Source organism: Phyllobacterium sp. P30BS-XVII (assembly GCF_014138335.1).
In the GTDB taxonomy this organism is placed as follows: Bacteria; Pseudomonadota; Alphaproteobacteria; order Rhizobiales; family Rhizobiaceae; genus Phyllobacterium; species Phyllobacterium meliloti.
The window spans coordinates 201,059-225,790 of sequence record NZ_JACGXO010000005.1; the positions used below are offsets into that span (position 1 = coordinate 201,059).

The window sequence follows — 24,732 nt, forward strand, 5'->3', positions numbered from 1 at the left end:
TTGCAAACACAAGTCATCATTGGCATGCGCCATAGGACGCAAGCTGCGAAAAACACTGCATAAACTGGGAAAAAGACCGGTCACATTACTCCCCGGTCACGCCACAAACGCAACGACTGCCCTATAAAAAGTGACTCGGGGGTTATCGTCAAGAATTAGTTTTTTACATAATTGTGACCGCAACATCTTGTGTGTCACATATGTGGATAACGGGGAGAACTTTTGCTGTTTTTCAACAGCCGGCTGAAGAGAGGAAACGGCAACCCAAAAGGTGCCCAACACTATCTATTGTGGGTTCTTGGCCTTCTGCCGTTCATATTCAAGCGCATCGCGCGTTGCATTTTCCGTATCGCCCTTGGCGTTATAGGCGATAGCTCTGTTGTAATACACAGTCGGGTAATCCGGCTTCAGTCGAATGACCGCCGTGTAACCGGCAATCGCCGCATTAAGATCGCCTTTCTTTTGATAGGCATAGGCTTTGCCATACAGGCTATCGACATCATCAGGCACGAGCTTGAGCGCCGCATCATAGTCCTCAATGGCATGATCATAGTCACCCAGATCATGTCTGGCATAGCCGCGACTGTAATAGGCGTCCTTGAAGTCCGGCTTCAGGCTGATGGCTTGGGTATAATCGGCAACTGCCAGATCGAGTTTCTGGGCATCGAGATAGGCATTGCCTCTGTCATAAAAAGCCTTGGCGCGCAGACGATCCGGTGCGTTGTCGACCCAGATCGTACAGTTGCTGATTCGCTCTTCCGGTGATGAAGATGCCGATTCTTCGATGCAGGATTTTTCAGTTTTCTCCAGCTGGGCGTTGTCGAGGGCCAGTGCAGGGCTGGAGATCATCGTCATGAGAGCGAGTGAAAGACCAAAGCGGAGCATATCGCGTGTCCTGAATAAATCAGCGCTTGGTGATGAGCGCCGGATCAAAACTCGCAATGAGGGCCTTTAGTTCCGGTTCTTCAACCCGGCTGACACATTCTTCAACACTTACCCATTCGAGGCGGCGTTCGCCGCGTTCCGGCCAGTTCTTCTCCTGGTGGGAATAATGCATGGGGAAAACATCGACGATGAAGTCGCCGCATTCGCCCTCGGACATATCGTGTTTTTCATAGCGGTAGGCGCCGATGGAAAACGGCGCTATATCGCCGCGCGCGCCGGCCTCTTCATAAGCTTCGGCGCGTGCGGAATGAGCAAAGGTTTTGCCAACCTGCGGCCAGCCCTTAGGCAACACCCATCGTCCAGTGCCACGACTGGTGATCAGAAGAATCTCTGTCTGGTGTTTTTTGACCCGGTAAACGAGTGCAGCGACCTGGCGGATTCTGCCGTCGGGCATTTCAATCCGTTTTTCCATCACAATCTCGTTGGCGTAATTAAAGTTCAATGCTCCGTCCATATTTTGCGTTTTGTTTCAGTGATTGTGAACCGATTCTTTGAAACAGCAATCACTCAATGAGTACTGTTCCTAGCTTATATGCGACTTGTGTCGATTTTTTGAACAGCAGTGCAAAAAAATCACAGCGAATGGCCAGTGGTGAAAAAGGGCTGGAAATAGCGGGGAACTCGCCGGGCCAAAGGATAAGATTGGCAAGGGACGGCCAGTGGGCGTAATCTGTCTCCCAACGACACGCTGGGGAGGTGCAATGGTATTTTCGCGGACTGCTGAAGATGATGGAGCTTCGTCGTTTTCTGATGCTGCCAAGCTTCATGATGAAGGCGCGAGCGTTGTCGCCTCATGCGTCTACGCCAATGGCCAGCGGGTTGCCGATATCGCTATCGATGATGCGGGGGACTGGGCGCGCAAGGAGGGGCACGTCGTCTGGATCGGGCTTCTGGAGCCTGATGGTGAACTCCTGCACAGGGTCCAGAAACAGTTCAACCTGCACAGTCTTGCCATCGAGGATGCAGAACACGCACATCAACGTCCAAAACTGGAGCAATATGGCGATGCGATCTTTGTTGTGGCCCGTACTGCTCAGCTGATTGAGGGCCGAGTGGCATTCGGCGAAACCCACGTCTTTCTCGGCAAAGGCTATATTGTCAGTGTCCGCCATGGTGCCTCAACATCCTACACGGCGGTGCGCAAACACTGGGAGACTTCGCCCTATGCGCTGTCAAAGGGCGAAGACTTTATTCTCTATGCCATTCTCGATTTCATCGTCGATAATTACATGCCGGTGCTGGAAGCCATTCACGACGAGGTGGAATCGATCGAGGACCGGGTTCTTACCAAGCCTATGACCAATGCCGATATTGAGCGGCTTTATATGCTGCGCCGCGATCTTCTGCGGTTGCGCAATGCCATCGGACCGCTGGTGGATGTGTGCGGCAGGCTGAGCAACACGGATCTGCCGCAAATCCAGACCGGAATGCAGCCGCTTTTTCGCGATGTCACCGATCATGTACGCACCGTTCAGGAAAAGATCGATGGCTTGCGTGAAGTCCTCGCCTTTGCTTTCGAAGCAAGTCTGCTGGTTGGGCAGAGTCAGGAAACCGCCATTGCCAAGCGGCTGGCATCGTGGGCGGCCATATTGGCGGTGCCCACGGCGATTGCCGGCATTTATGGCATGAACTTCCGTTACATGCCCGAGCTTGATAACCCCATGGGCTATTACGAAGTCATGGGGCTCATTCTGGTGCTATGCGTGGTGCTTTACTGGCGGTTCCGCAAGAACGGCTGGCTTTAGCCACGGTGGCCCTTGGTAATAGGCTCCTGATAGGTCAGGCCCATATCCCAAGGGAAATAAATCCACGTATCCTGTGAAACTTCGGTCACGAACGTATCAATGAGCGGGCGACCCTTTGGCTTGGCATAGACAGTGGCAAAGTGTGCCTTTGGCATCATGGCGCGCACCACCGCGGCTGTCTTGCCCGTATCGGTCAGGTCATCGATAACAAGAATGCCTTCGCCGCCATTTTCCAGAAGGCGCGGATCAACATCTTTCAGGACCTTCAACTCGCCCTGTTCCTCATAGTCATGGTAGGAGGCGATACAGACAGTCTCGATCATGCGGATGCCCAATTCACGGCAGATGATGGCTGCGGGAACGAGGCCGCCACGCGTGATGGCAACCATGGCGCGCCATTCGCGCTGCATGCCTGCAACGCGCCAGGCGAGGGCACGGGCGTCCCGATGGAACTGGTCCCAGGAAACCGGAAAAGCTTTATCGGGAAGAGACATGGCGCACTCCATCAAGTAATCACGAAACAAGCGGAGGCCAAAGTTTCATACAGAAACTCCAATCCGCGAGAGAATGCGTTTCGCAATAGCTGGAAAAGCCTGTTCATGGCAAGCCGCTTGCGCAGCCTGCCAACCCCTGAAGCACAGAAAGGTGTGATTTGCGGCTCTATGGCCTGAATTGATCAGCGCGACATCAGCGTCAGACAGGGCATGTCGGATATGAAAGAGCTTGTCACTCCTCCAAAAACCCATTCCTTGAGACGCGATTGGCTGTAGGCGCCCATAACGACCAGATCGACTTTATCGTCAGCAATCTTGCGGCGGAGAATCTTGTCGGCGGCCTCACCATTGGATTCAATCGTGAAGGGATTGACGTTCACACCATGACGGCGCAGCGCATCGGAAAGTGGTGTTCCCGGAATATCCATATTGGGATCGGTGGTCTTTTTGGGATCGATCCAGACAACATCTGTTCGTTCAGCCTTGATCAGGAAGGGTAGGGAATCGAATGCTGCACGGGAAGCCTCGCGTTTGCCATTGAAAGCCACAAGGACACGGTTGATCTTCGTCGGCAGCTCCGTCTTATAAGGAACAAACAGAACGGGACGACCACTCTCCATCACGAGCGGATCGGTCACATCATTGACGCTATCGGGATCATCCGGGTCCGGTTGACCCGCGATAATGATGTCAGCGCGAAGCGCACTCTGTGTCACACCGGCGGATGGGCTGCTGCTTTCGGAACGGACAATACGAAATTCATGGGAGATTGTGCCTTTGCCCATTTCCTTGTTGAACAGCGCAGCAATCGCCTCGGAGTTTTCCTTATGGCGCTGTTCATGCGCCTCAAACAGTGTCGTATCGGCAAAGCCGGTGGGGTCCGCATAAACGATGGGTGAGGGGATCGTATAAAGGCCGATAATATGTGTTCGTTCGCTTGATGAGGCTATCAGCTTGGCCGCACCCATAACTCTTCCTGCCTCGCGTTCGCTGCGGATAAAAGCGATGATCGTGCGAAATGCCATGTTGGCCTCCATCGGTTGATACGTCGATCTTCCTATTCAGATCATTATACGCCCGGAACACAAGTCCCGTGCGTGTGATTTTATCGCAGGTGCGAAGTAAAACGTTTGCTAATGGCCTTCAGTTCCTCAAATTTGCTTTGCTGCTGAAAGGTTTTCGACCATGGCTTTTACGGCCTGTTCAGCGGCAGCGAGTTTTTCCTCATCGCGGGCCCGAATGACGAGTTCTGTAGAGAATTTGTTATTCTCGTATTTTGGATAGGAGCCAATGATTGTTTCCGGAAATGCGGCCTGAATATCGCGCAAAGGTATGGCAATCGTGCCCTCGCCGAAGGGGCAATTGACCGAGCGGGAAAGCAGCTGTTTGCCGACCTTTAGCGTCGGAATCACATTGTCGAGCATCGCCTGAAAAATCGAGGGAACACCGGCCATCACATAGACATTGCCAATGTTGAAACCCGGAGCCGTCGAGACAGGATTGTCGATATGAATAGAACCGCGCGGCATGCGCGCCATGCGCTGGCGGCTTTCGGTGAATTCCATGCCGCGTGCCGCATAGGCATCGCCCATCAGCTTCATGGCCTTGGCATCGTGCTCGCACGGTACACCAAAGGCTTTTGAAATGGCGTCAGCCGTGATGTCGTCATGGGTCGGGCCGATGCCGCCTGAGGTAAAGACGTAATCATAGTTTGGGCGCAGCGCATTCAAGGCGTCAACGATCCGGTCTTCCTCATCCGGAACAATCCGCACTTCTTTCAGATCGATGCCAACTGCCGTCAGAATATCGGCGAGATGACCGATATTCTTGTCCTTGGTTCGACCTGAGAGCAATTCGTCGCCAATGGCGAGCATGGCAGCGCTTACAACATCATTCGTCATCTGGATTCTCCTATCGCCGCCGCGAACGTAATGGGCACAAACAGCCGCCGCAAGCCATTTCAAATGGTGAACAGTTTGTCGTGACAATGTTTGTTTTAATGAACAGCGAAATGCTTACGTTAAAGAGCCATGGCGGCATTTGTCCGTCGAACCGGTTTCAACGATGGAGACAATCATGGCCAAGCTGTTGGTGCTTTATTATTCGAGTTGGGGACATATGGAGCAGATGGCTTACGCCGCTGCAGAAGGCGCGCGCGAAGCTGGCGCTGAAGTCACAGTCAGGCGCGTTCCGGAACTCGTTCCGCTCGAAGTGGCTCAGGCTTATCATTATAAGCTCGATCAGAAGGCTGAAATTGCCACGGTGGACGAGCTTGAAACCTATGATGCCATCATTGTCGGCGTATCCTCGCGCTTCGGCTCGATGTCGGCGCAGATGAAGAACTTTTTTGACCAGACGGGTGGTCTGTGGGCCAAAGGCGCATTGATCAACAAGGTCGGCTCGGTGATGGCATCTTCTGCCACCCAGCATGGCGGTCAGGAACTGGCGCTGGTTTCCACCCAGTGGCAGATGCAGCATCACGGCATGATTATCGTGCCGCTCTCCTACGCCTATCAGGCACAGATGGGCAATGATGTCGTGCGCGGCGGTGCGCCCTACGGCATGACCACGACGGCAGACGGCGATGGTTCGCGCCAGCCTTCAGCGCAGGAACTGGAAGGCGCAAAATTTCAGGGCAAGCGCGTTGCAGAGATCACTATCAAGCTGCATGGCTGATTCATTCGCTTGAGAAAAGCAAAACCCGGCAATCACTTGCCGGGTTTTTGCATATCTGGTGCGGACGGCGGGGGTCGAACCCGCATGACCTATGGCCGAGGGATTTTAAGTCCCTTGCGTCTACCAGTTTCGCCACGTCCGCGCGCTTATGCTTTTCAACGGTTCGGACGATTCCGTCAACTGGCTGTTTGCTGTGAAAACGGCTTTTTGCTTGGCATGTTGGAGTGTTTCGCGGTGCAGGGCGGGTCTTTGGAGCTATATTCAGCCGAGCACAATGATCACGCGAGACATGGGAAAGGCTGAATCGGAGCTTGGTCACGTTGCCACGCCCATGGTTCTATGACCAAGCTCCGAAGCCGGAAGCAACCGGCACTACAGAGACGGATCGCGTGCTCAAAAATTTAGTTGAAATCTTGGATTAATTTTCAGCGCTATGTTCTTTAGAGTAAAGCGCAAAAGGAAAGGGCGGGATACTGACCGATCCCGCCCCTTCACCCCACCCCAGGAATTGTTCTTGTTTTGGTGAGGCTTGAATATTCTTGTGAGATTTGCTGTTCAGATGCCATCCGCAATCATGCTTATTAAGCGCACTTTAAACTCAGCGCTCTGTCGTTTCGCCACCCACAGGCTTTCGACCGCAATGATCGTAGACGTTATGCTCAATCTTTCTCCCTGAACATTGCAACTACAGTTATGGACATTAGTCACTTGCGTTGGCTTGAAAAGGGACGCCGCTGTCCCCTTTTGAAATATCCTTGTGTCAGGTTGATTAGCTTTCATGCAAAGACAGGCTTCCGCAGCGCACGTTGATGCATGGATAGGTAGATTTCTGTAGCCACTTGGAATAGAAGCGGCGCAATCAAAGATAGAAACAATGCCAGCTATTCCGGTTCAAATGCCTATGAACGCCATCAAACGATTTGCATCGGAAAATCCCGGTCTTCTGTTCGTTCTCCTGTATTTCGCCTTTCAGGTATTTTTCCTGACAAGTATTTCCAATGGTGCTGGCGTCGATGATGCCGAGCAACTCGCCTATGTTGGCGCCTTGCAATGGGGATATGGCGGATCGCAACCGCCGCTCTATACCTGGATCAACAGTGTGGCCGGGGATGTTCTCGGCATCAGCATGTTCACCGTATTTCTGGTGAAGTTCGGTATGCTGGCGAGCCTGTTTATCAGCGTTTATGCTGGTGCGAGGCTGCTTGGCCTGTCAAAGGCGGTTGCTGCTGCTGGCATGGTTGGTGTGTTTCTGCTGCCGCAGATCGCCTGGGAATCACAGCGGACGCTTACGCATTCCGTCGGCGCCACCACTGGTTGCGCATGGGCGTTTCTGGCTTTCGCATGGCATATGAAATCCCGCTCGTGGCTCTCCGCTGCGCTGCTGGGGCTGGGGATTGCTGCGGGTCTTCTCGGAAAATTTAACGCAGGCTTCTTCCTCATTGGCCTGATTCTGGCCGGATTTTCCATTCCTGCCTACCGCGCTGTTCTTCTGTCGCCCAAATCCATCCTGACCCTCGTGGTTTTTTGGGGGGCTATAACGCCGACAGGACTTTGGGCGCTGTCCCACATGGATAGTCTATTGGCACGAACACGCAAATTCGAGTTCAACCAAAGCCAGTTTTTGATCAGCCGCCTGCATGGCGAATGGAAACTCTTCCTCAACGGCATTCTTTTCTCCGGTGTCGCTCTGGTGTTTTTTGCGATTGCATGGTGGCGCAGCCGCGCGCAACAGGTCACGCCGAAGGCGGGCTGGACCGATGGTGAGACCTTTGTCGGCCGCATCATCATGTTTGCGCTGGTCTGCGTTTTCATTGGCGTGCTGATCAGCGGTGCCGCCGAGGTCAAGGATCGCTGGCTGCAACCGGTGCTGTTCCTGTCGCCGCTCTATCTGGCGCTTTTGCTTGGGCGCTATATTGCTTCAGACCTGCCGCTCAAACGTTTCGCGATCGTCGGCGCTCTCTGCGGTCTGGCGGTCATTCCGGTTCTGGCCTTTAATATCCTTCATGCCCGTGATGGCGGTGTGCCTTCCATCGGGCAGTTGGACTATGCAAAACTCTTTGCTGCAACGCGCGCCGACGGGAATTACCGGACGGTTGTTTCGGATGGACCGCAACTGCCGGGCAATTTGCGCCTGTTTGATGGAACTGTCAGTCCTGTGCATTGGGAAATGCCCAATGCTGCCGCGCGTATTCAGTTTCCAGCGCTGTTTGTCTGGTTTGGCGAAGGCATGAACCCGGTGGTGCAGGGGCTCATGCAAAGCGCTGGCATTACCAATCCGCCCACCGACATCAAACAGGTGACGCTGAGCTATAAATACTATCCTGATCAGACCAAAGTTGTGAGCTACGTGATCGTTCCGGCGCGCTAAGGCGCCGGAACAATACTCTCATACTTCCTCGACAAACACCTCGTCGCGTTTTTTGCGAATGCTCGGAAGCAGCACAACCACTAGCACTGCAGCTGCAAGCAGCAATAGCGACAGGCTGATCGGGCGGGTGACAAAGGTTGATGGATCGCCGCGTGACATGATCATGGCCCGGCGCAGATGTTCTTCCAGAAGCGGCCCGAGCACAAAGCCCAGCAGCAAAGGTGCCGGTTCACAGCGCAGCTTGGCGAGAACGTAGCCAATCAGGCCGAAGAAGGCGACGGCAAACAGGTCGAACACGTTTGAGTTGACGCTGTAAACGCCAATCGCGCAAAAGGCGATGATCGCCGGGAACAGCATGTAATAGGGGATCGTCAGCAGCTTCACCCACAGGCCGATCAGCGGCAGGTTGAGCAGGATGAGCATCAGATTGCCGATCCACATGGAAGCGATGATGCCCCAGAACAGGGCAGGCTGCTCCGTCGCCACATTGGGGCCGGGGACAATGCCCTGAATGATCATTGCACCGATCATCAGTGCCATGACGGGGTTGGCGGGGATGCCAAGCGTCAGCATTGGGATAAATGATGTCTGCGCACCGGCATTGTTGGCGGATTCCGGACCGGCAACACCCGCAATGGCACCCTTGCCGAATTCCTCCGGGGTTTTCGACATGCGCTTTTCAACCGTATAGGAGGCGAAGGAAGCGAGGATCGCGCCGCCGCCGGGCAGGATGCCAAGGGCTGAGCCTATGGCCGTCCCGCGCAGGATCGGCGCTGTCATTTCCTTCCAGTCTTGCCGCGTTGGCCAGAGATTGGTGACTTTCTTGATCATAACCTCACGGTCATACTCGTTTTCGAGATTGCGCAGGATTTCGGCAATGCCGAATACACCCACAGCAACCGCGACAAAGTTGAGCCCATCGGATAGTTCAAGAATGCCGAGATTGAAACGTGGCGTTCCCGTATAGATATCGGTGCCGACGAGCCCCAGCAGCAGGCCAAGAACCACCATCCCGAGCGCCTTGACCACGGAGCCATGGGCGAGGGCGATGGAGGAGACAAGGCCGACAATCATCAGTGAAAAATATTCAGCTGATCCGAACTTCAAGGCAATAATGGTCAGTGGCGGCGCGAAGACCGCAACGAGAAAGGTCGAGACCGTTCCGGCAAAAAATGAGCCAATGGCTGCAATGGCGAGAGCCGCACCGGCCCGGCCTTTTCGCGCCATCTGGTAGCCATCGATAGCAGTAACTGCAGAAGACGACTCCCCCGGCATATTGATGAGGATTGCGGTGGTCGATCCGCCATATTGCGCGCCGTAATAGATGCCAGCGAGCATGATCAGGGACGAAACCGGCTCAAGCTGAAAGGTTATCGGCAACAGCATGGCGATTGTGGCCGTTGCGCCGATACCGGGCAGCACGCCAATCAGTGTGCCAAGGATGACGCCGATAAAGCAGAAGAACAGGTTCCACGGCGAGGCGGCGGTCACGAAACCGAGGACGAGATTGTTCAAAAGATCCATGTGCAGCCCCTCACAGTCCGAGCCATGGACCGAACCGCCTGAAGGGCAGTCCGAGCGCGTAGCTGAAAACGATCACGGAAAATAACGTCAGTCCCCCCACCAGAATGAGTGCCAGACCCGGTTTCATCTTGACGCTGGCAAAAGCGGCCCAGAGGCCGGTTATGAACAGCGCGGGCACAAAGCCGAGCCCACGTACCGTTAAACCAAAAATAACCGGTGCAGGCAGGATGAAAAGAATGCCGCGCCAGGCGATTGGGCCCATCGGCTCATGTTCGAGCTGTGTTCCCTGAATGATAACGATGACACCCAGCACGATCAAAATGCAAGCAAGGACAAGCGGAAAATAGCCCGGACCCATGCGGAATGCCGTGCCGAGTTCGAGGCCGTAAGCCTGAATGGCGAAAACAAGGCCCGCTGCAATGAACAGAAGCCCGCAAATCAGATCGCGTGAACTGAAACTCAACGATTTCATAGAACCCCCACAGTGCCTTTTTTGGCTTTTTGTGACCGATACCCCAGTTCATCTCCCCCGGTTTGAGGGGAGATGATTTGGTAAAAAACGGCAAGGCCGCTTGTTTAATCGGCGTACTGTCCGGCTGCTTCGATCACAGGCTTCCAGCGTGTGACTTCGCTTTCTAGCTTGCTCTTGAGACCGGCAGGTGTTGCTTCCGCATCGCTGACGGGCACAGTACCAAGCTCGGCAAAGCGGGCGATAATGTTCGGGTCCTTCAGCGCCTTTTGAAGCGACGCCGACAGCTTCTCCGTGACATCTTTCGGTGTACCCTTCGGCGCGTAAATGCCATGCCAGATACCGACTTCAAGGCCGGGCAGGCCTGCCTCGGCCACGGTTGGGACATCAGGCAGAGCGGCAAGGCGCTTTGCCGATGTCACGGCATAGGCTTTGATGGTGCCGCCCTTGATCTGCTTGGTCGTGTTTGTTGTCTGGTCGCACATCAGGTCGACCTGTCCGCCCAGAAGGTCCGTCATGGCAGGACCCGTGCCCTTATAGGGAACTGTTACCAGCGGCGTCTTGATTTCGCTCATGAACAGCATGCCGCACAGATGCGATGCCGCGCCAATACCGGCATTGGCGAGACTGACCTTGTCAGCATTGGCTTTCACGTAATCAACCAGACCTTTGAGATCTTTTGCCTCAAAATCCTTCTTGGCGACAACGGTCATGGGAACATCCGTAACAAGCCCGACATATTCAAAGGCATTGAGGGTGTCGTAGGGCAGTTTGCGATAGAGCGTCGCGCTGGTAGCCATGCCGATGTGATGCAACAGAAGCGTGTAACCGTCAGCATCCGCCTTGGCGACTTGCGATGCACCAAGCGTGCCACCGGCACCGCCGACATTTTCAACGATGATCTGCTGACCGAGGTCTTTTGACATGGATTCGGCCACAAGACGCGTCACCGTGTCAGTTGGTCCGCCAGCCGAGAACGGTACAACCATCGTGATATTGCGTTCCGGATAACCAGCCGCATAAGCGCCGGTCGAAAGCAGGGCGATGGCAGCCGTGGCCGCAAATGAGATTGAGAGTCCGCGCATTAAATTCCTCCCCGAGCAATGCGTTTATATCAGTACAATGGGTTTTGCCGTGATGGCTGCCATATCCATTGTTCCTCCGAGGATATTGGCAGTCTCGTTGCGGCGCCTTGCACTTGATCCTATCGGACTTAACCAGAGCGCCCATGTCAAGTAATTCATTGGTATTGCGATTTTTTTTGATGAATGCGCCGCGAAAGCGTCTTTATTGGTATATGCATTGTCGAAGCAGTGAATGAGGTGATGAGATGAGCAGACAAGCGCCAACCGGTAACAAACCGCAAGCATGGACAGAATCAGCCCCCTTGCTGGTGGATGTCGCCATGGGCCGCAGCCATGCCGATCTTGTCGTGCGCAACGGCCGTCTTGTCAGTGTTTATTCGGGTGAAATCATCGCAGGTATCGATATTGCCGTTGTTGCGGGACGATTTGCCTTTGTCGGCCATGGTGCGGAACATTGCATCGGGCCGAAGACCAAGGTTATCGATGCGGGCGGGCGTTACCTCGTGCCGGGTCTTTGCGATGCCCATATGCATGTCGAAAGTGGCATGGTGACCGTCACCGAATTTACGCGCGCCGTCATTCCACATGGCACAACCTCGATGTTCATTGATCCGCATGAAATCGCCAATGTGCTCGGTTTGGAAGGCGTCCGTCTGATGCATGATGAAGCGCTCGCCATGCCCATTAATGTGCATGTGCAGATGCCAAGTTGTGTGCCTTCGGCTCCCGGTCTTGAGAATGCGGGTGCTGCCATCAGCCCTGATGATGTCGCTGAGGCAATGACCTGGCCTAATATTGTCGGGCTGGGCGAGGTGATGAATTTCCCCGGTGTCGCCAATAATGATCCAACCATGCGTGGTGGTATCGATGCGACGGTTAAGGCGGGCAAGACTGTTGGCGGACATTTTGCTTCACCGGAACTCGGACGCGCTTTCCATGGCTATGTGGCAGGTGGTCCGGAGGATGACCATGAAGGCACGCGCATGGAGGATGCGATTGCCCGGGTGCGTCAGGGCATGCGCGCCATGCTGCGTCTGGGCTCGGCGTGGTATGATGTGGCCAGTCAGATCAAGGCGGTGACGGAGCAGGGCATTGATCCGCGCAATTTTATCCTGTGTACCGATGACAGCCACTCCGGCACGCTTGTTAATGATGGCCATATGGACCGGGTGGTCCGCCATGCAATTGCGCAAGGCCTGAAGCCTGTCACAGCGATCCAGATGGCAACGCTCAATACCGCTCAGCATTTTCGCATGGAGCGCGAGATCGGCTCGATCACGCCCGGTCGTCTTGCTGATTTTCTGATTGTGTCGGACCTTGCCAACCTCACCATCGACCGGGTCTATGGTCGCGGGGTGCTTCTGGCGGAAAAGGGCAAGCTTGCAGCGGAGATTCCCGTTTATAACTATCCGGCTTTTGCCAAGAACACGATCAAACTTGGCAAGAAGCTCAATGCCAAGGATTTCGATATCAAGGCGCCGAGACCCTCCAAACACGTTACGGCACGGGTGATCGGCGTTATTGAAAATCAGGCACCGACCAAGGCGCTTGAGGCAGAGCTACCGGTTTCCGATGGCATCGTGCAGATGGATCGGCGCAACGATGTCTGCCAGATCGCGCTGGTGGAGCGGCATCGTGGCACTGGTGGCGTGGTCAATGGGTTTGTCTCAGGCTTTGGTTACACGCTTGACTGTGCCATGGCGTCGACTGTCGCCCATGATAGCCACCATATGATCGTTGTCGGCACCAACAAGGATGACATGGCCAAAGCCGCCAATCGTCTGGGTGAAGTCGGCGGCGGTGTGGTGCTGTTCTCAAAAGGGCGGGAACTGGCGCTGGTGGAAATGCCAATTGCCGGTCTCATGTCCGATCAGCGGGCGGAAGTTGTTGCCGCCAAGGCCGATAAGCTTGTCAATGCCATGCGGGCCATGGGATGCAGTCTCAACAACGCTTATATGCAGCATTCGCTGCTGGCACTTGTGGTCATTCCTGAATTGCGTATTTCCGATGTCGGCATTATCGATGTCAGAACATTCGAGAAGGTTGACCTGTTCCTATGACTGCATTCATCAAGGCTGTGGACCGCGCGACAGGGAAAATGCGCGCGCTGTTCCCGGAAACACCGCTGCAACTCAATCATTATCTCTCGCAGAAGTACGGCGCGCAGATTTGGCTGAAACGCGAGGACCTATCGCCGGTTCGTTCCTACAAGATCCGTGGCGCGTTTAATTTCATTGCCCATTATCTGAACGAGCATAAATCCGAGGATTCAACTTTCGTTTGTGCTTCCGCAGGCAATCATGCACAGGGCTTTGCCTTTATTTGCAGGCATTTCGGCAAGCATGGCGTGGTTTTCATGCCTGTTACAACACCGCAGCAAAAGATCGACAAGACGCGGACTTTTGGCGGCGAGTTCATCGAAATCCGTCTTGTCGGCGATATTTTCGATCAGTGTTATGCCGCCGCACAAGATTTCGCTGCGGAAAAGGGCGCGGTCATGGTGCCGCCCTTTGACCATGCGGATATCATCACCGGGCAGGCGACCGTCGCCCATGAGATTGCGGCGCAGCTTCCTGACAAGCGCAAACCGGACCTGATCATCCTGCCCGTAGGCGGCGGCGGGCTTTCGGCGGGTGTTACCCGTTATCTTGGCGATCTTGGCTGGGAGACGCGCTTCCGTTTCGTTGAACCTGCGGGAGCACCGAGCCTCAAACGCAGCCTTGAAGCCGGGAAACGGGTCAAGCTTGATACGGTCGATAATTTTGTCGATGGCGCTGCTGTTGCCGAAATCGGCCGGGAAAACTTCAAGCTTCTCAAAGAGTTCACAGCTGATTCTGTGATGTTGATTCCGGAAAACCGGCTGAGTTCAACCATCATCGAGATGTTGAACATTGAAGGTATCGTGGTGGAGCCTGCCGGTGCTCTTGCCATTGATGCGCTCAAGGATTTCAAGAAGAGCGAGCTGAAGGGCAAGCACATTATTCTCGTCATTTCAGGCAGCAATTTCGATTTCGAACGCCTGCCGGAACTGAAAGAACGCTCGCTGCGCTATGAGGGGCTGAAGAAGTATTTCATTTTCCGCTTCCCGCAACGTCCGGGTGCATTGCGCTCGTTTCTGGATCTTCTCGGACCTGAGGATGATGTGGCGCGGTTTGAATATCTCAAGAAATCGGCACGCAATTTCGGCTCGGTTCTGATCGGCATCGAAACCAAGCAAAAGGCGAACTTTGATGCCCTGTTCCAGCGCTTTGATGAAGCGGGTTGGGCCTATCAGGATATCACCGACAACGAAACAATCGCTGGGCTGATTATCTAATTTCTTGCGATTGCAGTTGGTTGAATCGCCTGTAAGATTGCTACAGGGGTAATGGATTGACGGATGCGAGGGGAAAATCCCGGCGTCAGGTCTGAGGTGGCATGGGGCGTAGAACGACCTATATCATTCTGTTTCGCGGCGTCGGCGGTGCAACATCGCTGCCGGTGCAGCCGTTGAAGACTGCCTTGCTGGAGGACGGCTTCGAAAAGGTCGCCACTTATATCAATACCGGCAATGTCGTTCTCGTATCTGACCGAACACCAAGACAAATCGTTCAAAGAATTGCTGATATCACCTTGGAAAAGTTTGCTTTTTCCAAATCTATCATGATTGTGAGCCGTGCCAATTGGAAGAAGCTGATTGCCGGTAATCCATTTCCCGGCGCAGAAGGCAATAAACTTCACGCTTATGTTCTGGAAAAAGAGCCTGACAGCGCGGCAATAGAAGCACTTGAGAGGAAGAATGCAGGGCCGGAGAAATTCGTGGTCGACGGCAATGTGCTTTATTACTATCCGCCGCAGGGCGCATCGGAATCCAAACTCTTCAGCAAGATCGAGACAACGCTCAAAGTCGCAGCAACGGCACGCAATTGGAACACCGTGTTGAAACTGGCGCAATTGGCGGAGCAAATCGACAAGGGGGCACCATGACCAAATATATTGTTCTGTTCAGAGGCATCAATGTGGGCGGCAACAAGATCGTCAAGATGGAGACGTTGCGGACAATTCTGGCTGTCGCTGGATTTGGCGATGTCAGGACTTATGTTCAAAGTGGCAACGTGATTTTGACATCGGACCAGACTGCGCGTCGGGTTGCCGAAACCATCACTGAGATTTTTCCACGAACCTTTGGATTTTCGTCGCGCGTGACCATCCGCAGCGAGGATGAATGGAACTGCATGATCAACAAGAACGCCTATCCGCAGGCGCTGGATAATCCGAAAAACCTGCATGCGGTGATCATGGACGATGACCCGACCGATGCGGCTTTGGTGGAGCTTGCAAGCAAGGCTGGTGATACGGAAGAGTTCACGGTTCGCAACCGCGTGCTGTATCTCTACACGCCTGACGGATTCGGCACCTCGAAAATGGCCGAAGCACTCGACAAAGTGTTGAAAGTGCCGTTGACGGCGCGCAACTGGCGCACTGTGCTAACGCTCCAGAACATGCTCGCGGCTGTTTAAAGCGGATTCCAGCACCGTGAAAATACGCGGATCGGCACACTGGGCCACATTGAAGCGCATGTAGCTATGCGCTGATTGGGTGAGGCTGAACACATTGCCGGGAGCGAAGACTATTCTCTCTTTAAGTCCCGCTTGGGCTACGCTTGCTGCATCGACGCCATCGGGCAGCTTGCACCATAGAAACATGCCGCCGCGTGGCTCGATCCATGGCAGCAGGCCGAGCGCCTTCAGTTTAGTGCCGGTTTCAGCCATGTTCTGAGCGAGACGTGCCCGCAACTGGTCCATATGCTTGCGATAGGTGCCGTCTTTCAGCATGAGCAGAACCAGTTCAGATGATAGCCGCCCGCCGCCAAAAGAGGTGGCTATGCGAAGATCAACGAGACCATTAATCCACTCCCGCCGCGTGGCAATAAAACCGCACCGTACTGAAGCGGACAGTGATTTAGAAAAGCTGCCCATATGAATGACGCGCTCCAGCCCATCAAAAGCTGCAAGGCGTGGAGCAGGTTCATGCTCGAAATCGGCGAAAATATCATCCTCGATGATGGTGAGGTCATGTTGTTCTGCCAGTTTGAGCAGGCGATGGGCGATAACCGGCGAGAGTACAGCGCCTGTTGGATTGTGGAGGGCCGAGTTGGTGATGTAGAGGCGAGGGCGATGTTCCACCAAAGCCTCGGCAAAGCGGTCCAGATCCGGTCCATTGGGCGTATAGGGTACACCGATGACCTTGACCCGGTGCGCGCGCAACAGCGCATGGAAATTGAAGTAACAGGGGTCGTCGACAATGACTGTGTCATCGGGTTCGACCAGAAAGCGACAAAGCAGATCAATGGCCTGTGTGCCGGATTCTGTGATGATGATCTGATTGGGTGCCGCTTCGATACCGTGTTCAGCCATACGCCGGGACAGCAATTGGCGCAGTGGCTTCAATCCCAGCGGCGTTGAATAATCGGTGAGGAGTGCATCTTCGGCACGGGCGAGTGTCCGCAGCGCACGGCGTACACCAGCCTCCGGCATCCAGGACGGTGGCAGCCAGCCGCATCCGGGTTTGGGCATATCCTCATCCGCGTCAAGCGACAGGTGCGAAACCCAGAGCGGGTCAATGGCATGATCAAGCCGTGGTCCGATTTCCGACAGCGATAATGGCGGCATATGGCCGGCAACGTAAAAGCCGGAGCCACGGCGCGACTGGATAGTGCCATCAGCCGCAAGCCGGTCATAGGCTTCGACAATGGTCGATTTCGATACCTGCATGGTGAGGGCAAAGCTGCGGATTGATGGCAGACGCGCGCCGGGGCCCAGTGTTCGTCCGGCAATCCGCTGGCGAATAGCCTGCATCACCTGTTCGACAAGGGTACCGTCCTGTGGAGAAATATCCATCTGTACTGCTCATTATCCCATTACAGTTTGGGTATATTGTACTGTACCGTCTCTGGAAAATCCATGACTATCCGTCGATATCTCCCGAGCAGTTCCTGCCCGACGGAACGATTCTGTCTGGGCGAAAATGCTGCATGGAAAATGAGGTGCGATAATGGACAAGATGACGAGTGGCTGGATCAACGGATTTGTAGGGATGCTGATTTTCAGTGGTTCTCTTCCGGCCACACGGGTGGCAGTGGCTGATTTTGATCCGGTTTTCCTGACCGTCGCCCGTGCCACTATTGCCGCGCTGCTCGGACTGACTATGTTGCTGGCGTTTCGTGAGAAGCGCCCGGCAAAGGCGGACCTCATGTCATTGTTTGTGGTGGCGCTCGGCGTTGTCGTCGGCTTTCCGCTGTTGACGGCGCTGGCACTTCGCCACGTCACATCTGCCCATTCCATTGTGTTCATCGGCCTGTTGCCATTGGCGACGGCTATTTTTGGTGTGCTGCGGGGCGGCGAGCGTCCGCGTCCGGTTTTCTGGATATTCTCCTGCCTTGGCAGCCTGTTCGTCGTAAGCTTTGCGCTGTTTCAGGGCGTTACGGCCTCGTTGACCGGTGATCTTCTGATGTTTGCGGCAGTCATTGTCTGCGGCCTCGGCTATGCGGAAGGCGCTCAACTTTCCCGCAGGCTCGGTGGCTGGCAGGTTATCTCATGGGCGCTGGTTCTGTCTTTGCCGTTAATGCTGCTGTTGACGCTTTACACCATGCCGCATGACTGGGGCTCGATCGGGCAGGGTGCATGGCTGGGACTGGCCTATGTCTCGCTGTTTTCCATGCTGATTGGTTTCATCTTCTGGTATCGCGGTCTTGCACAGGGCGGCATCGCAGCGGTAGGGCAGTTGCAGTTGCTGCAGCCGTTCTTCGGGCTGGTTCTTGCTGCAACAGTGCTGCACGAGACCGTTGGCTGGTCGATGATCCTTGTGACGATGGCTGTCATCCTGTGTGTGGCGGGCGCAAAGCGATTTGCCAGATAGGCGGGTTCTGAATGCAATCTTGGATTGCTTTTCCAAATTATTCTCAATCTTGAGTAATTCATTCTTTGCCAGTGGATGCAGCAAAAGGTATGCGCATGTAATGCGCAGCTTCAGGAATGCATCATGAAATCATGGATAGTCGCGTTGCAGCGGTTCTTGCCTGCATTGGCTCCGGTCAGCGGGATGGAACGGCTGCGCGCCTGTTTCGGTGCATTGCTGGGGGTCTTTATCACCGGCGTTGTCAGCGAGACAGCACTTGGTTCAACCACCGCAGTGCCGCTGCTGATCGCGCCTATGGGCGCTTCGGCGGTGCTTCTGTTTGCCGTGCCTTCCAGCCCGTTGGCGCAACCATGGTCAATCATCGTTGGCAATACAGTTGCAGCGCTGATCGGTGTTACCTGCGCCATCTGGATTCCCGATCTGGTTATCGCTTCGGCAGTTGGTGTTTCGCTGGCAATTCTCGCAATGATTGCTACCCGCTCCTTGCATCCGCCAAGCGGCGCGGTTGCCCTGACCGCAGTTCTCGGCGGTCCTGTCGTTCATAATCTTGGCTATGGGTTTGTGCTGTGGCCGGTGGGGCTCAATTCCCTGCTGCTGCTGATTGCAGCACTGGTCTATAACAATCTGACAGGCCGTCGTTATCCGCATATCGTTCCGGCACCAGCCGTCAATGTACACAAGACGGCCGATCCTTTGCCAACACGTCGACTGGGCTTTACACCAGCTGATCTCGATACGGTGCTTCGGCAATATGATGAAGTGCTCAATATCAGCCCTGATGATCTTGATGCCATCCTGCACAAGACCGAGATGCAGGCTTACCGGCGCCGCTTTGGTGAAGTGCGCTGCGGGCAGATCATGTCCACCGATCTTGCCACTGTCAAAGCCGACACGCCCCTGCATCTCGCCTGGGCGCTGCTGATCAAGCATCGCATCAAGGCGCTCCCGGTGGTCAACGCCCATCGCAATATCATCGGCATTGTGACGCAGACCGATTTTATGGAGAATGCCAATTGGGACCGCGACGGTGATTTGCGCATAGGTCTGGCGCGCCGCCTGCGCCGGGCCGTCAAGCTGGATCGCCGGGCGCAACGCACGGTGGCTGACATCATGACCTCAGAGGTTCACTTTGTCCGGCCAGAGACATTGGTGACGGAGTTGGTGCCAGCGATGGCGGATAGGGGGCTGCATCATCTGCCCGTTGCTGACGAAAACGAGAAGCTTGTCGGCATAGTCACGCAATCCGATGTAATTGCCGCGCTCTATAACAGCAATCTGAGCGCCGGACAGTCGGACGAACCGCTGACTTTGGCTGGATAATCAGACTGCCATTTTGCGACGCACAATAAAATCGTTTGCTTTTTTGCCAAAGAAAGCCCATATGCGGCTCAGGCGCTTGGACCGGACACTCCGGTCTTCCGATTGCGGACTTCGTGGCGTCTAAGTCCTGTTGGCACACTGTCTCAGGCACGGCTGCGCAAGTCGCATGGAATCTTTGGTTCCCCGCGTCTCGTCGTTCATCCCGAATAAGTTACATGCAGGTTGCGCCCTGTGATGTGTTTATGGCCCGTGATCTCCCATCACGCTTGGCCAATGAAAGAAGATTGAATTGGAAAATATTGAAAAAACTGGCTTTGCCGCCATGGGTCTGAATGCCATCCTGCTCAAAGCAGTCGAGGCAGCTGGAATGGCTACTCCCAAGCCAATCCAGGAACAGGCCATTCCGGCACAGCTCGCCGGTCAGGACATTCTCGGCATTGCCCAGACAGGCTCTGGCAAGACGGCGGCTTTCAGCCTGCCGATCCTGCAGAAAATCCTGACCATCGGTGACAAGCGCAAGGGCAAGACTGCCCGTGCTCTTATCCTCGCCCCCACCCGCGAACTGGCCGTCCAGATCGAAGAAACTGTTCGCAAGCTTTCCAAGGGCGCGCATATTTCGACTGCTCTCGTGCTTGGCGGCGTATCCCGCGTGGCGCAGATCAACAAAATGCAGGGCGGCGTTGACGTTCTGATTGCGACTCCGGGCCGTTTGACCGATCTCGTGCGTGACAACCGCATTGACCTGTCGGAAACACGCTGGCTCGTTCTCGATGAAGCCGACCGTATGCTCGACATGGGTTTCATCAATGATGTGAAGCGCATCGCCAAGGGCACACATCGCGATCGCCAGACCGCGCTGTTCTCCGCAACCATGCCAAAGGAAGTCGCAACGCTGGCTGAAAGCCTGCTGCGCAATCCTGTTCGCGTGGAAGTAGCACCGCAGGGCACCACAGCTGCTGAAATCAAGCAGGTCGTACACATGATCCCGACCAAGCAGAAGAAGCAGGTTCTTTCGGCCATGCTGAAAGATGCAACACTGTCTTCGGTTATCGTCTTTACCCGTACCAAGCACGGTGCTGATGCAGTAACCCGCGTTCTGGAAAAGGACGGCTATGATGTGGCGGCCATTCACGGCAACAAATCACAGAATGCCCGCCAGCGCGCGCTGAACGGTTTCAAGGATGGTTCGGTTCGTGTTCTCGTTGCCACAGACATTGCCGCTCGCGGCATTGACGTCGTCGGTATCAGCCACGTGATCAATTTCGACCTGCCGGACGAGCCGGAAAGCTATGTACACCGTATTGGCCGTACAGGCCGTAACGGTGCATCGGGCAATGCGATCACGCTTTATGATCCAGCCGAAGAAGCATCCAAGTTCAAGGCCGTCGAGCGCGTCACGCGCATGCGTCTGCCGCTGGCCGATTCGCCCATCGATCTGTCGACGCTTCCTGCGCGCGTTGCCAGCAATGACCAGCGTCCAGCACGCCGCGAAGGTGGCAATGGCGCACCGGGCAAAAAGCCGCATCGCGGTCAGGCACCGGGCAAGCCACGCGAGCCGCGCGGCGAAAAGGTCTGGAGCAATGATGGCGGCGCTCCGGCGCAGAAGCGTCCGTTTCGCCGTGCCAAGCGCAAGAGCTTTGGCGCCAAGGCAGCCTAAGCTGCTTTAGAGATAACCAATCAGGCCGTCGATACATCGTATCGGCGGCCTTTTTGTTGGTGCGTGCTTGGCATCCCGCTTTCCCGCCAAGAAATAAAGACCTGCATTTTCATGACTTTCTGCCATTCGGCGCTTGAACGGCGCGCGAGGGGCAAATAGGTTCAAGCCAAGCAGAATGAGGACTTGGCCCATGTTGAATTCAGTGATCGACGCCATCGGAAACACGCCGCTAATCCGCCTGAGCAAGGCATCGGCTTTGACCGAGTGCGATATTTACGGGAAGGCCGAATTTCTGAACCCCGGACAGTCGGTCAAGGACCGGGCAGCGCTCTATATTATCCGCGATGCTGAGAATCGCGGCCTGCTACGCCCGGGCGGTGTCATCGTTGAGGGCACTGCTGGAAATACCGGTATTGGCTTGACGATGGTGGCCAAGACATTGGGCTATCGCACGGTCATCGTTATTCCCGAGACGCAAAGTCAGGAAAAGAAAGACGCGCTGCGCCTGCTCGGTGCGGAACTGGTCGAGGTTCCGGCGGTTCCATACAAGAACCCCGACAATTATGTGAAAGTTTCCGGCCGTTTGGCCGAGCAGATGGCAAAAACTGAGCCGAATGGCGCCATCTGGGCCAATCAATTCGACAATGTGGCCAACCGGTTGGCCCATGTGGAAACCACAGCGCCGGAGATTTGGCGCGATACCAATGGCAAGGTGGATGGTTTTATCTGTGCCGTGGGTTCCGGCGGAACCCTTGCAGGAACCGCTGCCGGGCTCAAAGCGCGCAATAAGGATATTAAGATCGGCCTTGCTGATCCGCTTGGTGCCGCGCTTTATTCCTATTATACATCAGGCGAATTCAAGTCTGAGGGCAGTTCGATCACTGAAGGTATCGGGCAGGGCCGGGTGACGGCAAATCTGGAAGGCTTTACCCCTGACTTTTCCTATCAGATATCGGATGCGGAAGCATTGGATGTGGTGTTTGATCTGGTGACAGAAGAGGGGCTTTGTCTTGGCGGTTCTTCTGGCATTAATATTGCCGGTGCGATCCGTCTGGCACGCGATCTTGGTCCTGGCCACACCATCGTCACCATCCTCTGCGACTATGGTAACCGCTACCAGTCAAAAATGTTCAATCCGGAATTCCTGCGCTCCAAAGACCTGCCAGTTCCCCGCTGGATGGAAGCGAAAGTAAATATATCTGTTCCGTTCGAAGGCTGAGTTTAATGGCATATGACACGACAATTCTTTTCCGTGATGATTCCTATCTGAAAGAGACGGAAGCCACGGTTCTTGCGATCAATGAGCGTGGTGGCATTCTCACCGACCGGACGATTTTTTATGCGACATCAGGCGGTCAGCCCGGCGATACCGGGGTTTTTATCCGCGACGATGGCAGCGCAATTATCATCGCTGCGACGGTGACGGGTGAAACCAAGGAAGAAATTATCCATGTGCCGGCGCCGGATCAACAGGTGCCTGCCATTGGCGAAAAGTTGACCCTGCGCATTGACTGGGATCGGCGCTACAAGCTGATGCGTATGCATGCGGCCTGTCATTTGCTGAGTGTTGTCTGCCCGTTTCCAATCACCGGCGCTTCGGTTGCCGAGGATGACAGCCGCGTTGACTTTGACTGGCCGGATGCCGGTGTCACCAAGGAAGATGTAACCGAAAAGCTGATGGAGCTGGTCAATGCCAACCATCCCATCTTCACGCGCTGGATCACGGATGACGAGCTTGCGGCCAATCCTGGTCTTATCAAGTCAAAGAATGTGCGCCCGCCCAGCGGGACGGGCCGTATTCGTCTTGTCTGTATCGGTAAGGATGCTTCCATCGACTCGCAGCCCTGCGGCGGAACCCATACGGCCACCACTGGCGAAGTTGGTGCGATCCACATCGGTAAAATAGAAAAGAAAGGCAAGGAAAACCGGCGGTTGCGTATCCGCTTCGGTGCCTTGCCGGAAGGAGAATGACCGTGGCAGACAAGAGCGCGTTTGTGGTTTCGCCCGACTGGTTGCAGGAGCGGCTGGGTCAACCGGGTCTGAGCATTCTCGATGCCTCCTGGTATTTTCCCTTTCTCAACCGGGATGCCGAAGGTGAATACAAGGCCGCGCATATTCCGGGCGCTGTATTTTTCGATCACGAAAAACTGTCCGATCCGGATTCGTCTTTGCCGCATACATTGCCAAAGCCCGAGGCCTTTGCCGCGGCGGTCAGCAGCATGGGCATCACAAATGACGATACGATTGTCGTCTATGACGGCCCCGGCATGAACACGTCACCGCGTGTCTGGTGGATGTTCCGCACCATGGGCGCAAAGAATGTGTTTGTACTGGATGGCGGTTTCGATAACTGGAAGAATGATGGCAGACCAGTGACCGATGAGGTGACGAAGATTGCCCCATCGGCATTTATGCCAAAGTTTCAAGCAGATAAAGTGGCAAGCTTTGCCGATATGCGGGAGATCGTCGATAGCAGATCGCGTCAGGTCGCCGATGCGCGGGCCGCAGGACGCTTTGTCGGCAAGGACCCCGAGCCACGCGAAGGGCTCCGCTCCGGTCATATGCCCGGTGCGCGCAATGTGCCGTCGTCGACATTGGCCGACAAAGGCTATCTGAAGGATTTGCCGGGTCTGCATCAGGTGTTTGACGATGCCGGTGTTGACCTGTCCCAGCCCATCGTTACGAGTTGTGGTTCGGGCATCACAGCTGCCGTAATCACCCTTGCGCTCGAATCTCTCGGCCATAAGGACAATACCCTTTATGATGGATCGTGGAGCGAGTGGGGTGCGCATAAGGAAACGCCTGTTGCTACGGGCGAAGCAGAATAATGGCCGAGGCAAGCAAGCCAAAGATTTTGAAGACGCGTGTAACGCTGCTTGAGATGACCAACCGGCCTGTTTATTCCGTGGCCACGCCTGCCAGTTTTAAGCTGGCGATCATGTCGGCGACGAATATTTCACTGCCATTTTACCGGTTTCTCTATGAGCAGGTCGGCAAGCCGCACCATTGGTTCGTACACAGGAACCTTAGCGACGAGGCTTTGACCGCTATCATTCACCGGGATTGCGTTGCCATTCATGTGCTCTATGTGGATGGCTCGCCTGCTGGTTTCTTCGAACTGGTGCTCAATGAGGAACCGGGTGTCGCGGAAATCCTTTATTTCGGTCTTGTGCCGGAGTTTCAGGGGCGGGGACTTGCCAAGTTTTTCCTCAACGAAGCCATTTCCGCCGCGTGGATGAGCAGCCCGGAAAAGGTGATTATCGAAACCAATACGCTCGACAGTCCGCGCGCCCTGCAAATGTATCAGCGCATGGGGTTCAATCCTGTTGGATTTGCCGACGCGGAAATTGAGGCTTGGTTGTAACTACAATCTTCGGTTGCGGAGCGGGTCGTTCATGCCCGCTTCATTTTTGCTGCGCTATTTCTTCTTCAACAATCAATGCAGTGAGAACTGCCTGTCTGGAAGGAGAGAACGTCTATGATCAATCGCCGTGGCCTGTTGTTTGGTCTCGCTGCTGCAACCGTTGCTGCACCCGCTTTTGCGCAATCGCG

At 54.9% G+C, this 24,732-nt stretch carries 23 protein-coding genes and 1 tRNA gene; 14 read left to right on the forward strand and 10 right to left on the reverse strand.

Annotated features, from left to right (window positions below; translation table 11 throughout):
- Positions 1 to 285: 285 nt before the first annotated feature.
- Both FHW17_RS15625 and FHW17_RS15630 read right to left on the reverse strand, forming a co-directional pair.
- The gene (locus tag FHW17_RS15625) at positions 286 to 885 is read right to left on the reverse strand and encodes a tetratricopeptide repeat protein (RefSeq protein ID WP_182510290.1); all 600 of its coding nucleotides are present in this window, start codon (positions 883 to 885) and stop codon (positions 286 to 288) included.
- Positions 886 to 904: 19 nt separating this feature from the next.
- On the reverse strand, positions 905 to 1,399 hold the full coding sequence (locus FHW17_RS15630; protein WP_112524606.1) for an NUDIX hydrolase: 495 nt from the start codon (positions 1,397 to 1,399) through the stop codon (positions 905 to 907).
- Positions 1,400 to 1,646: 247 nt separating this feature from the next.
- Between FHW17_RS15630 and FHW17_RS15635 the strand changes: the two genes are divergently transcribed.
- The gene (locus FHW17_RS15635) at positions 1,647 to 2,690 is read left to right on the forward strand and encodes a magnesium and cobalt transport protein CorA (protein ID WP_112524609.1); all 1,044 of its coding nucleotides are present in this window, start codon (positions 1,647 to 1,649) and stop codon (positions 2,688 to 2,690) included.
- Here FHW17_RS15635 and gpt read toward each other — a convergent pair.
- The 3 genes from gpt to FHW17_RS15650 all read right to left on the reverse strand — a co-directional run bounded on the left by gpt (position 2,687) and on the right by FHW17_RS15650 (position 5,085).
- On the reverse strand, positions 2,687 to 3,184 hold the full coding sequence (gpt, locus tag FHW17_RS15640) for a xanthine phosphoribosyltransferase (RefSeq protein WP_091877352.1): 498 nt from the start codon (positions 3,182 to 3,184) through the stop codon (positions 2,687 to 2,689). The genes FHW17_RS15635 and gpt overlap by 4 nt on opposite strands.
- Positions 3,185 to 3,366: 182 nt before the next feature.
- On the reverse strand, positions 3,367 to 4,209 hold the full coding sequence (locus FHW17_RS15645) for a universal stress protein (RefSeq protein ID WP_162730222.1): 843 nt from the start codon (positions 4,207 to 4,209) through the stop codon (positions 3,367 to 3,369).
- A gap of 126 nt (positions 4,210 to 4,335) precedes the next feature.
- On the reverse strand, positions 4,336 to 5,085 hold the full coding sequence (locus FHW17_RS15650; RefSeq protein WP_112524615.1) for a competence/damage-inducible protein A: 750 nt from the start codon (positions 5,083 to 5,085) through the stop codon (positions 4,336 to 4,338).
- Between the two features lie 175 nt (positions 5,086 to 5,260).
- On the opposite strand from FHW17_RS15650, the gene wrbA reads away from it, so the two are divergent.
- Positions 5,261 to 5,860: an NAD(P)H:quinone oxidoreductase type IV gene (wrbA, locus tag FHW17_RS15655; protein WP_112524618.1), complete on the forward strand. Its 600-nt coding sequence runs from the start codon at positions 5,261 to 5,263 to the stop codon at positions 5,858 to 5,860.
- A 56-nt stretch (positions 5,861 to 5,916) separates the two neighbouring features.
- On the opposite strand, the gene FHW17_RS15660 is transcribed toward wrbA, so the two are convergent.
- Positions 5,917 to 6,002 (reverse strand) — tRNA-Leu (locus FHW17_RS15660).
- 732 nt (positions 6,003 to 6,734) lie between these two features.
- Between FHW17_RS15660 and FHW17_RS15665 the strand changes: the two genes are divergently transcribed.
- Positions 6,735 to 8,228 carry a glycosyltransferase family 39 protein gene (locus tag FHW17_RS15665; protein ID WP_246706859.1) on the forward strand — a complete coding sequence of 498 codons (1,494 nt, stop codon included), beginning with the start codon at positions 6,735 to 6,737 and terminating at the stop codon, positions 8,226 to 8,228.
- A gap of 18 nt (positions 8,229 to 8,246) precedes the next feature.
- Here FHW17_RS15665 and FHW17_RS15670 read toward each other — a convergent pair whose 3' ends face one another.
- From FHW17_RS15670 to FHW17_RS15680, 3 genes are all read right to left on the reverse strand, one after another.
- Positions 8,247 to 9,752 (reverse strand): tripartite tricarboxylate transporter permease, encoded by a 1,506-nt coding sequence (locus tag FHW17_RS15670; RefSeq protein ID WP_112524633.1) that lies wholly within the window; start codon positions 9,750 to 9,752, stop codon positions 8,247 to 8,249.
- A 10-nt stretch (positions 9,753 to 9,762) separates the two neighbouring features.
- Positions 9,763 to 10,224 (reverse strand): tripartite tricarboxylate transporter TctB family protein, encoded by a 462-nt coding sequence (locus FHW17_RS15675; protein WP_112524636.1) that lies wholly within the window; start codon positions 10,222 to 10,224, stop codon positions 9,763 to 9,765.
- 104 nt (positions 10,225 to 10,328) lie between these two features.
- Positions 10,329 to 11,306, reverse strand: a complete 978-nt coding sequence (locus tag FHW17_RS15680) for a tripartite tricarboxylate transporter substrate binding protein BugD (protein WP_112524639.1) — start codon at positions 11,304 to 11,306, stop codon at positions 10,329 to 10,331.
- Between the two features lie 245 nt (positions 11,307 to 11,551).
- Between FHW17_RS15680 and ade the strand changes: the two genes are divergently transcribed.
- The 4 genes from ade to FHW17_RS15700 all read left to right on the forward strand — a co-directional run bounded on the left by ade (position 11,552) and on the right by FHW17_RS15700 (position 15,805).
- On the forward strand, positions 11,552 to 13,366 hold the full coding sequence (gene ade / locus FHW17_RS15685; protein WP_112524642.1) for an adenine deaminase: 1,815 nt from the start codon (positions 11,552 to 11,554) through the stop codon (positions 13,364 to 13,366).
- Positions 13,363 to 14,622: a threonine ammonia-lyase IlvA gene (ilvA, locus tag FHW17_RS15690; RefSeq protein WP_112524645.1), complete on the forward strand. Its 1,260-nt coding sequence runs from the start codon at positions 13,363 to 13,365 to the stop codon at positions 14,620 to 14,622. Before ade ends, ilvA begins: the two co-directional genes overlap by 4 nt.
- A 101-nt stretch (positions 14,623 to 14,723) precedes the next feature.
- A complete protein-coding gene (locus tag FHW17_RS15695) occupies positions 14,724 to 15,272 on the forward strand; it encodes a DUF1697 domain-containing protein (protein WP_182510291.1) in 549 nt (182 codons plus the stop codon).
- Entirely contained in the window at positions 15,269 to 15,805 is a 537-nt protein-coding gene (locus FHW17_RS15700; RefSeq protein ID WP_112524651.1) for a DUF1697 domain-containing protein, read from the forward strand. The genes FHW17_RS15695 and FHW17_RS15700 overlap by 4 nt, the downstream gene beginning before the upstream one ends.
- Here FHW17_RS15700 and FHW17_RS15705 read toward each other — a convergent pair.
- Positions 15,773 to 17,185 (reverse strand): PLP-dependent aminotransferase family protein, encoded by a 1,413-nt coding sequence (locus FHW17_RS15705; protein ID WP_182510292.1) that lies wholly within the window; start codon positions 17,183 to 17,185, stop codon positions 15,773 to 15,775. The two genes, FHW17_RS15700 and FHW17_RS15705, sit on opposite strands and share 33 nt — an antisense overlap.
- A gap of 154 nt (positions 17,186 to 17,339) precedes the next feature.
- Here FHW17_RS15705 and FHW17_RS15710 point away from each other — a divergent pair, with 154 nt between their 5' ends.
- From FHW17_RS15710 to FHW17_RS15740, 7 genes are all read left to right on the forward strand, one after another.
- Entirely contained in the window at positions 17,340 to 18,203 is an 864-nt protein-coding gene (locus tag FHW17_RS15710) for a DMT family transporter (RefSeq protein ID WP_182510293.1), read from the forward strand.
- Between the two features lie 123 nt (positions 18,204 to 18,326).
- Positions 18,327 to 19,523, forward strand: coding sequence for an HPP family protein (locus tag FHW17_RS15715; RefSeq protein ID WP_112524657.1), 1,197 nt, complete (start codon positions 18,327 to 18,329; stop codon positions 19,521 to 19,523).
- A gap of 322 nt (positions 19,524 to 19,845) precedes the next feature.
- Complete coding sequence (locus FHW17_RS15720; protein ID WP_112524940.1) at positions 19,846 to 21,180, forward strand: DEAD/DEAH box helicase; 1,335 nt, start codon at positions 19,846 to 19,848, stop codon at positions 21,178 to 21,180.
- Positions 21,181 to 21,370: 190 nt separating this feature from the next.
- Positions 21,371 to 22,399, forward strand: coding sequence for a cysteine synthase A (locus FHW17_RS15725; RefSeq protein WP_112524663.1), 1,029 nt, complete (start codon positions 21,371 to 21,373; stop codon positions 22,397 to 22,399).
- Positions 22,400 to 22,404: 5 nt separating this feature from the next.
- On the forward strand, positions 22,405 to 23,151 hold the full coding sequence (locus FHW17_RS15730; protein WP_182510294.1) for an alanyl-tRNA editing protein: 747 nt from the start codon (positions 22,405 to 22,407) through the stop codon (positions 23,149 to 23,151).
- A gap of 2 nt (positions 23,152 to 23,153) precedes the next feature.
- On the forward strand, positions 23,154 to 24,008 hold the full coding sequence (gene sseA, locus FHW17_RS15735) for a 3-mercaptopyruvate sulfurtransferase (RefSeq protein WP_182510295.1): 855 nt from the start codon (positions 23,154 to 23,156) through the stop codon (positions 24,006 to 24,008).
- Entirely contained in the window at positions 24,008 to 24,544 is a 537-nt protein-coding gene (locus tag FHW17_RS15740) for a GNAT family N-acetyltransferase (RefSeq protein WP_112524669.1), read from the forward strand. The genes sseA and FHW17_RS15740 overlap by 1 nt, the downstream gene beginning before the upstream one ends.
- Positions 24,545 to 24,732: the final 188 nt, after the last annotated feature.

Bases quoted from the DNA above. Each gene is read 5' to 3' on its own strand.
- FHW17_RS15625 (WP_182510290.1), bottom strand. From the start codon at position 885: ATGCTCCGCTTTGGTCTTTCACTCGCTCTCATGACGATGATCTCCAGC.
- FHW17_RS15630 (WP_112524606.1), bottom strand. From the start codon at position 1,399: ATGGACGGAGCATTGAACTTTAATTACGCCAACGAGATTGTGATGGAA.
- FHW17_RS15635 (WP_112524609.1), top strand. From the start codon at position 1,647: ATGGTATTTTCGCGGACTGCTGAAGATGATGGAGCTTCGTCGTTTTCT.
- gpt (WP_091877352.1), bottom strand. From the start codon at position 3,184: ATGTCTCTTCCCGATAAAGCTTTTCCGGTTTCCTGGGACCAGTTCCAT.
- FHW17_RS15645 (WP_162730222.1), bottom strand. From the start codon at position 4,209: ATGGCATTTCGCACGATCATCGCTTTTATCCGCAGCGAACGCGAGGCA.
- FHW17_RS15650 (WP_112524615.1), bottom strand. From the start codon at position 5,085: ATGACGAATGATGTTGTAAGCGCTGCCATGCTCGCCATTGGCGACGAA.
- wrbA (WP_112524618.1), top strand. From the start codon at position 5,261: ATGGCCAAGCTGTTGGTGCTTTATTATTCGAGTTGGGGACATATGGAG.
- FHW17_RS15665 (WP_246706859.1), top strand. From the start codon at position 6,735: ATGCCAGCTATTCCGGTTCAAATGCCTATGAACGCCATCAAACGATTT.
- FHW17_RS15670 (WP_112524633.1), bottom strand. From the start codon at position 9,752: ATGGATCTTTTGAACAATCTCGTCCTCGGTTTCGTGACCGCCGCCTCG.
- FHW17_RS15675 (WP_112524636.1), bottom strand. From the start codon at position 10,224: ATGAAATCGTTGAGTTTCAGTTCACGCGATCTGATTTGCGGGCTTCTG.
- FHW17_RS15680 (WP_112524639.1), bottom strand. From the start codon at position 11,306: ATGCGCGGACTCTCAATCTCATTTGCGGCCACGGCTGCCATCGCCCTG.
- ade (WP_112524642.1), top strand. From the start codon at position 11,552: ATGAGCAGACAAGCGCCAACCGGTAACAAACCGCAAGCATGGACAGAA.
- ilvA (WP_112524645.1), top strand. From the start codon at position 13,363: ATGACTGCATTCATCAAGGCTGTGGACCGCGCGACAGGGAAAATGCGC.
- FHW17_RS15695 (WP_182510291.1), top strand. From the start codon at position 14,724: ATGGGGCGTAGAACGACCTATATCATTCTGTTTCGCGGCGTCGGCGGT.
- FHW17_RS15700 (WP_112524651.1), top strand. From the start codon at position 15,269: ATGACCAAATATATTGTTCTGTTCAGAGGCATCAATGTGGGCGGCAAC.
- FHW17_RS15705 (WP_182510292.1), bottom strand. From the start codon at position 17,185: ATGGATATTTCTCCACAGGACGGTACCCTTGTCGAACAGGTGATGCAG.
- FHW17_RS15710 (WP_182510293.1), top strand. From the start codon at position 17,340: ATGGACAAGATGACGAGTGGCTGGATCAACGGATTTGTAGGGATGCTG.
- FHW17_RS15715 (WP_112524657.1), top strand. From the start codon at position 18,327: ATGAAATCATGGATAGTCGCGTTGCAGCGGTTCTTGCCTGCATTGGCT.
- FHW17_RS15720 (WP_112524940.1), top strand. From the start codon at position 19,846: ATGGGTCTGAATGCCATCCTGCTCAAAGCAGTCGAGGCAGCTGGAATG.
- FHW17_RS15725 (WP_112524663.1), top strand. From the start codon at position 21,371: ATGTTGAATTCAGTGATCGACGCCATCGGAAACACGCCGCTAATCCGC.
- FHW17_RS15730 (WP_182510294.1), top strand. From the start codon at position 22,405: ATGGCATATGACACGACAATTCTTTTCCGTGATGATTCCTATCTGAAA.
- FHW17_RS15740 (WP_112524669.1), top strand. From the start codon at position 24,008: ATGGCCGAGGCAAGCAAGCCAAAGATTTTGAAGACGCGTGTAACGCTG.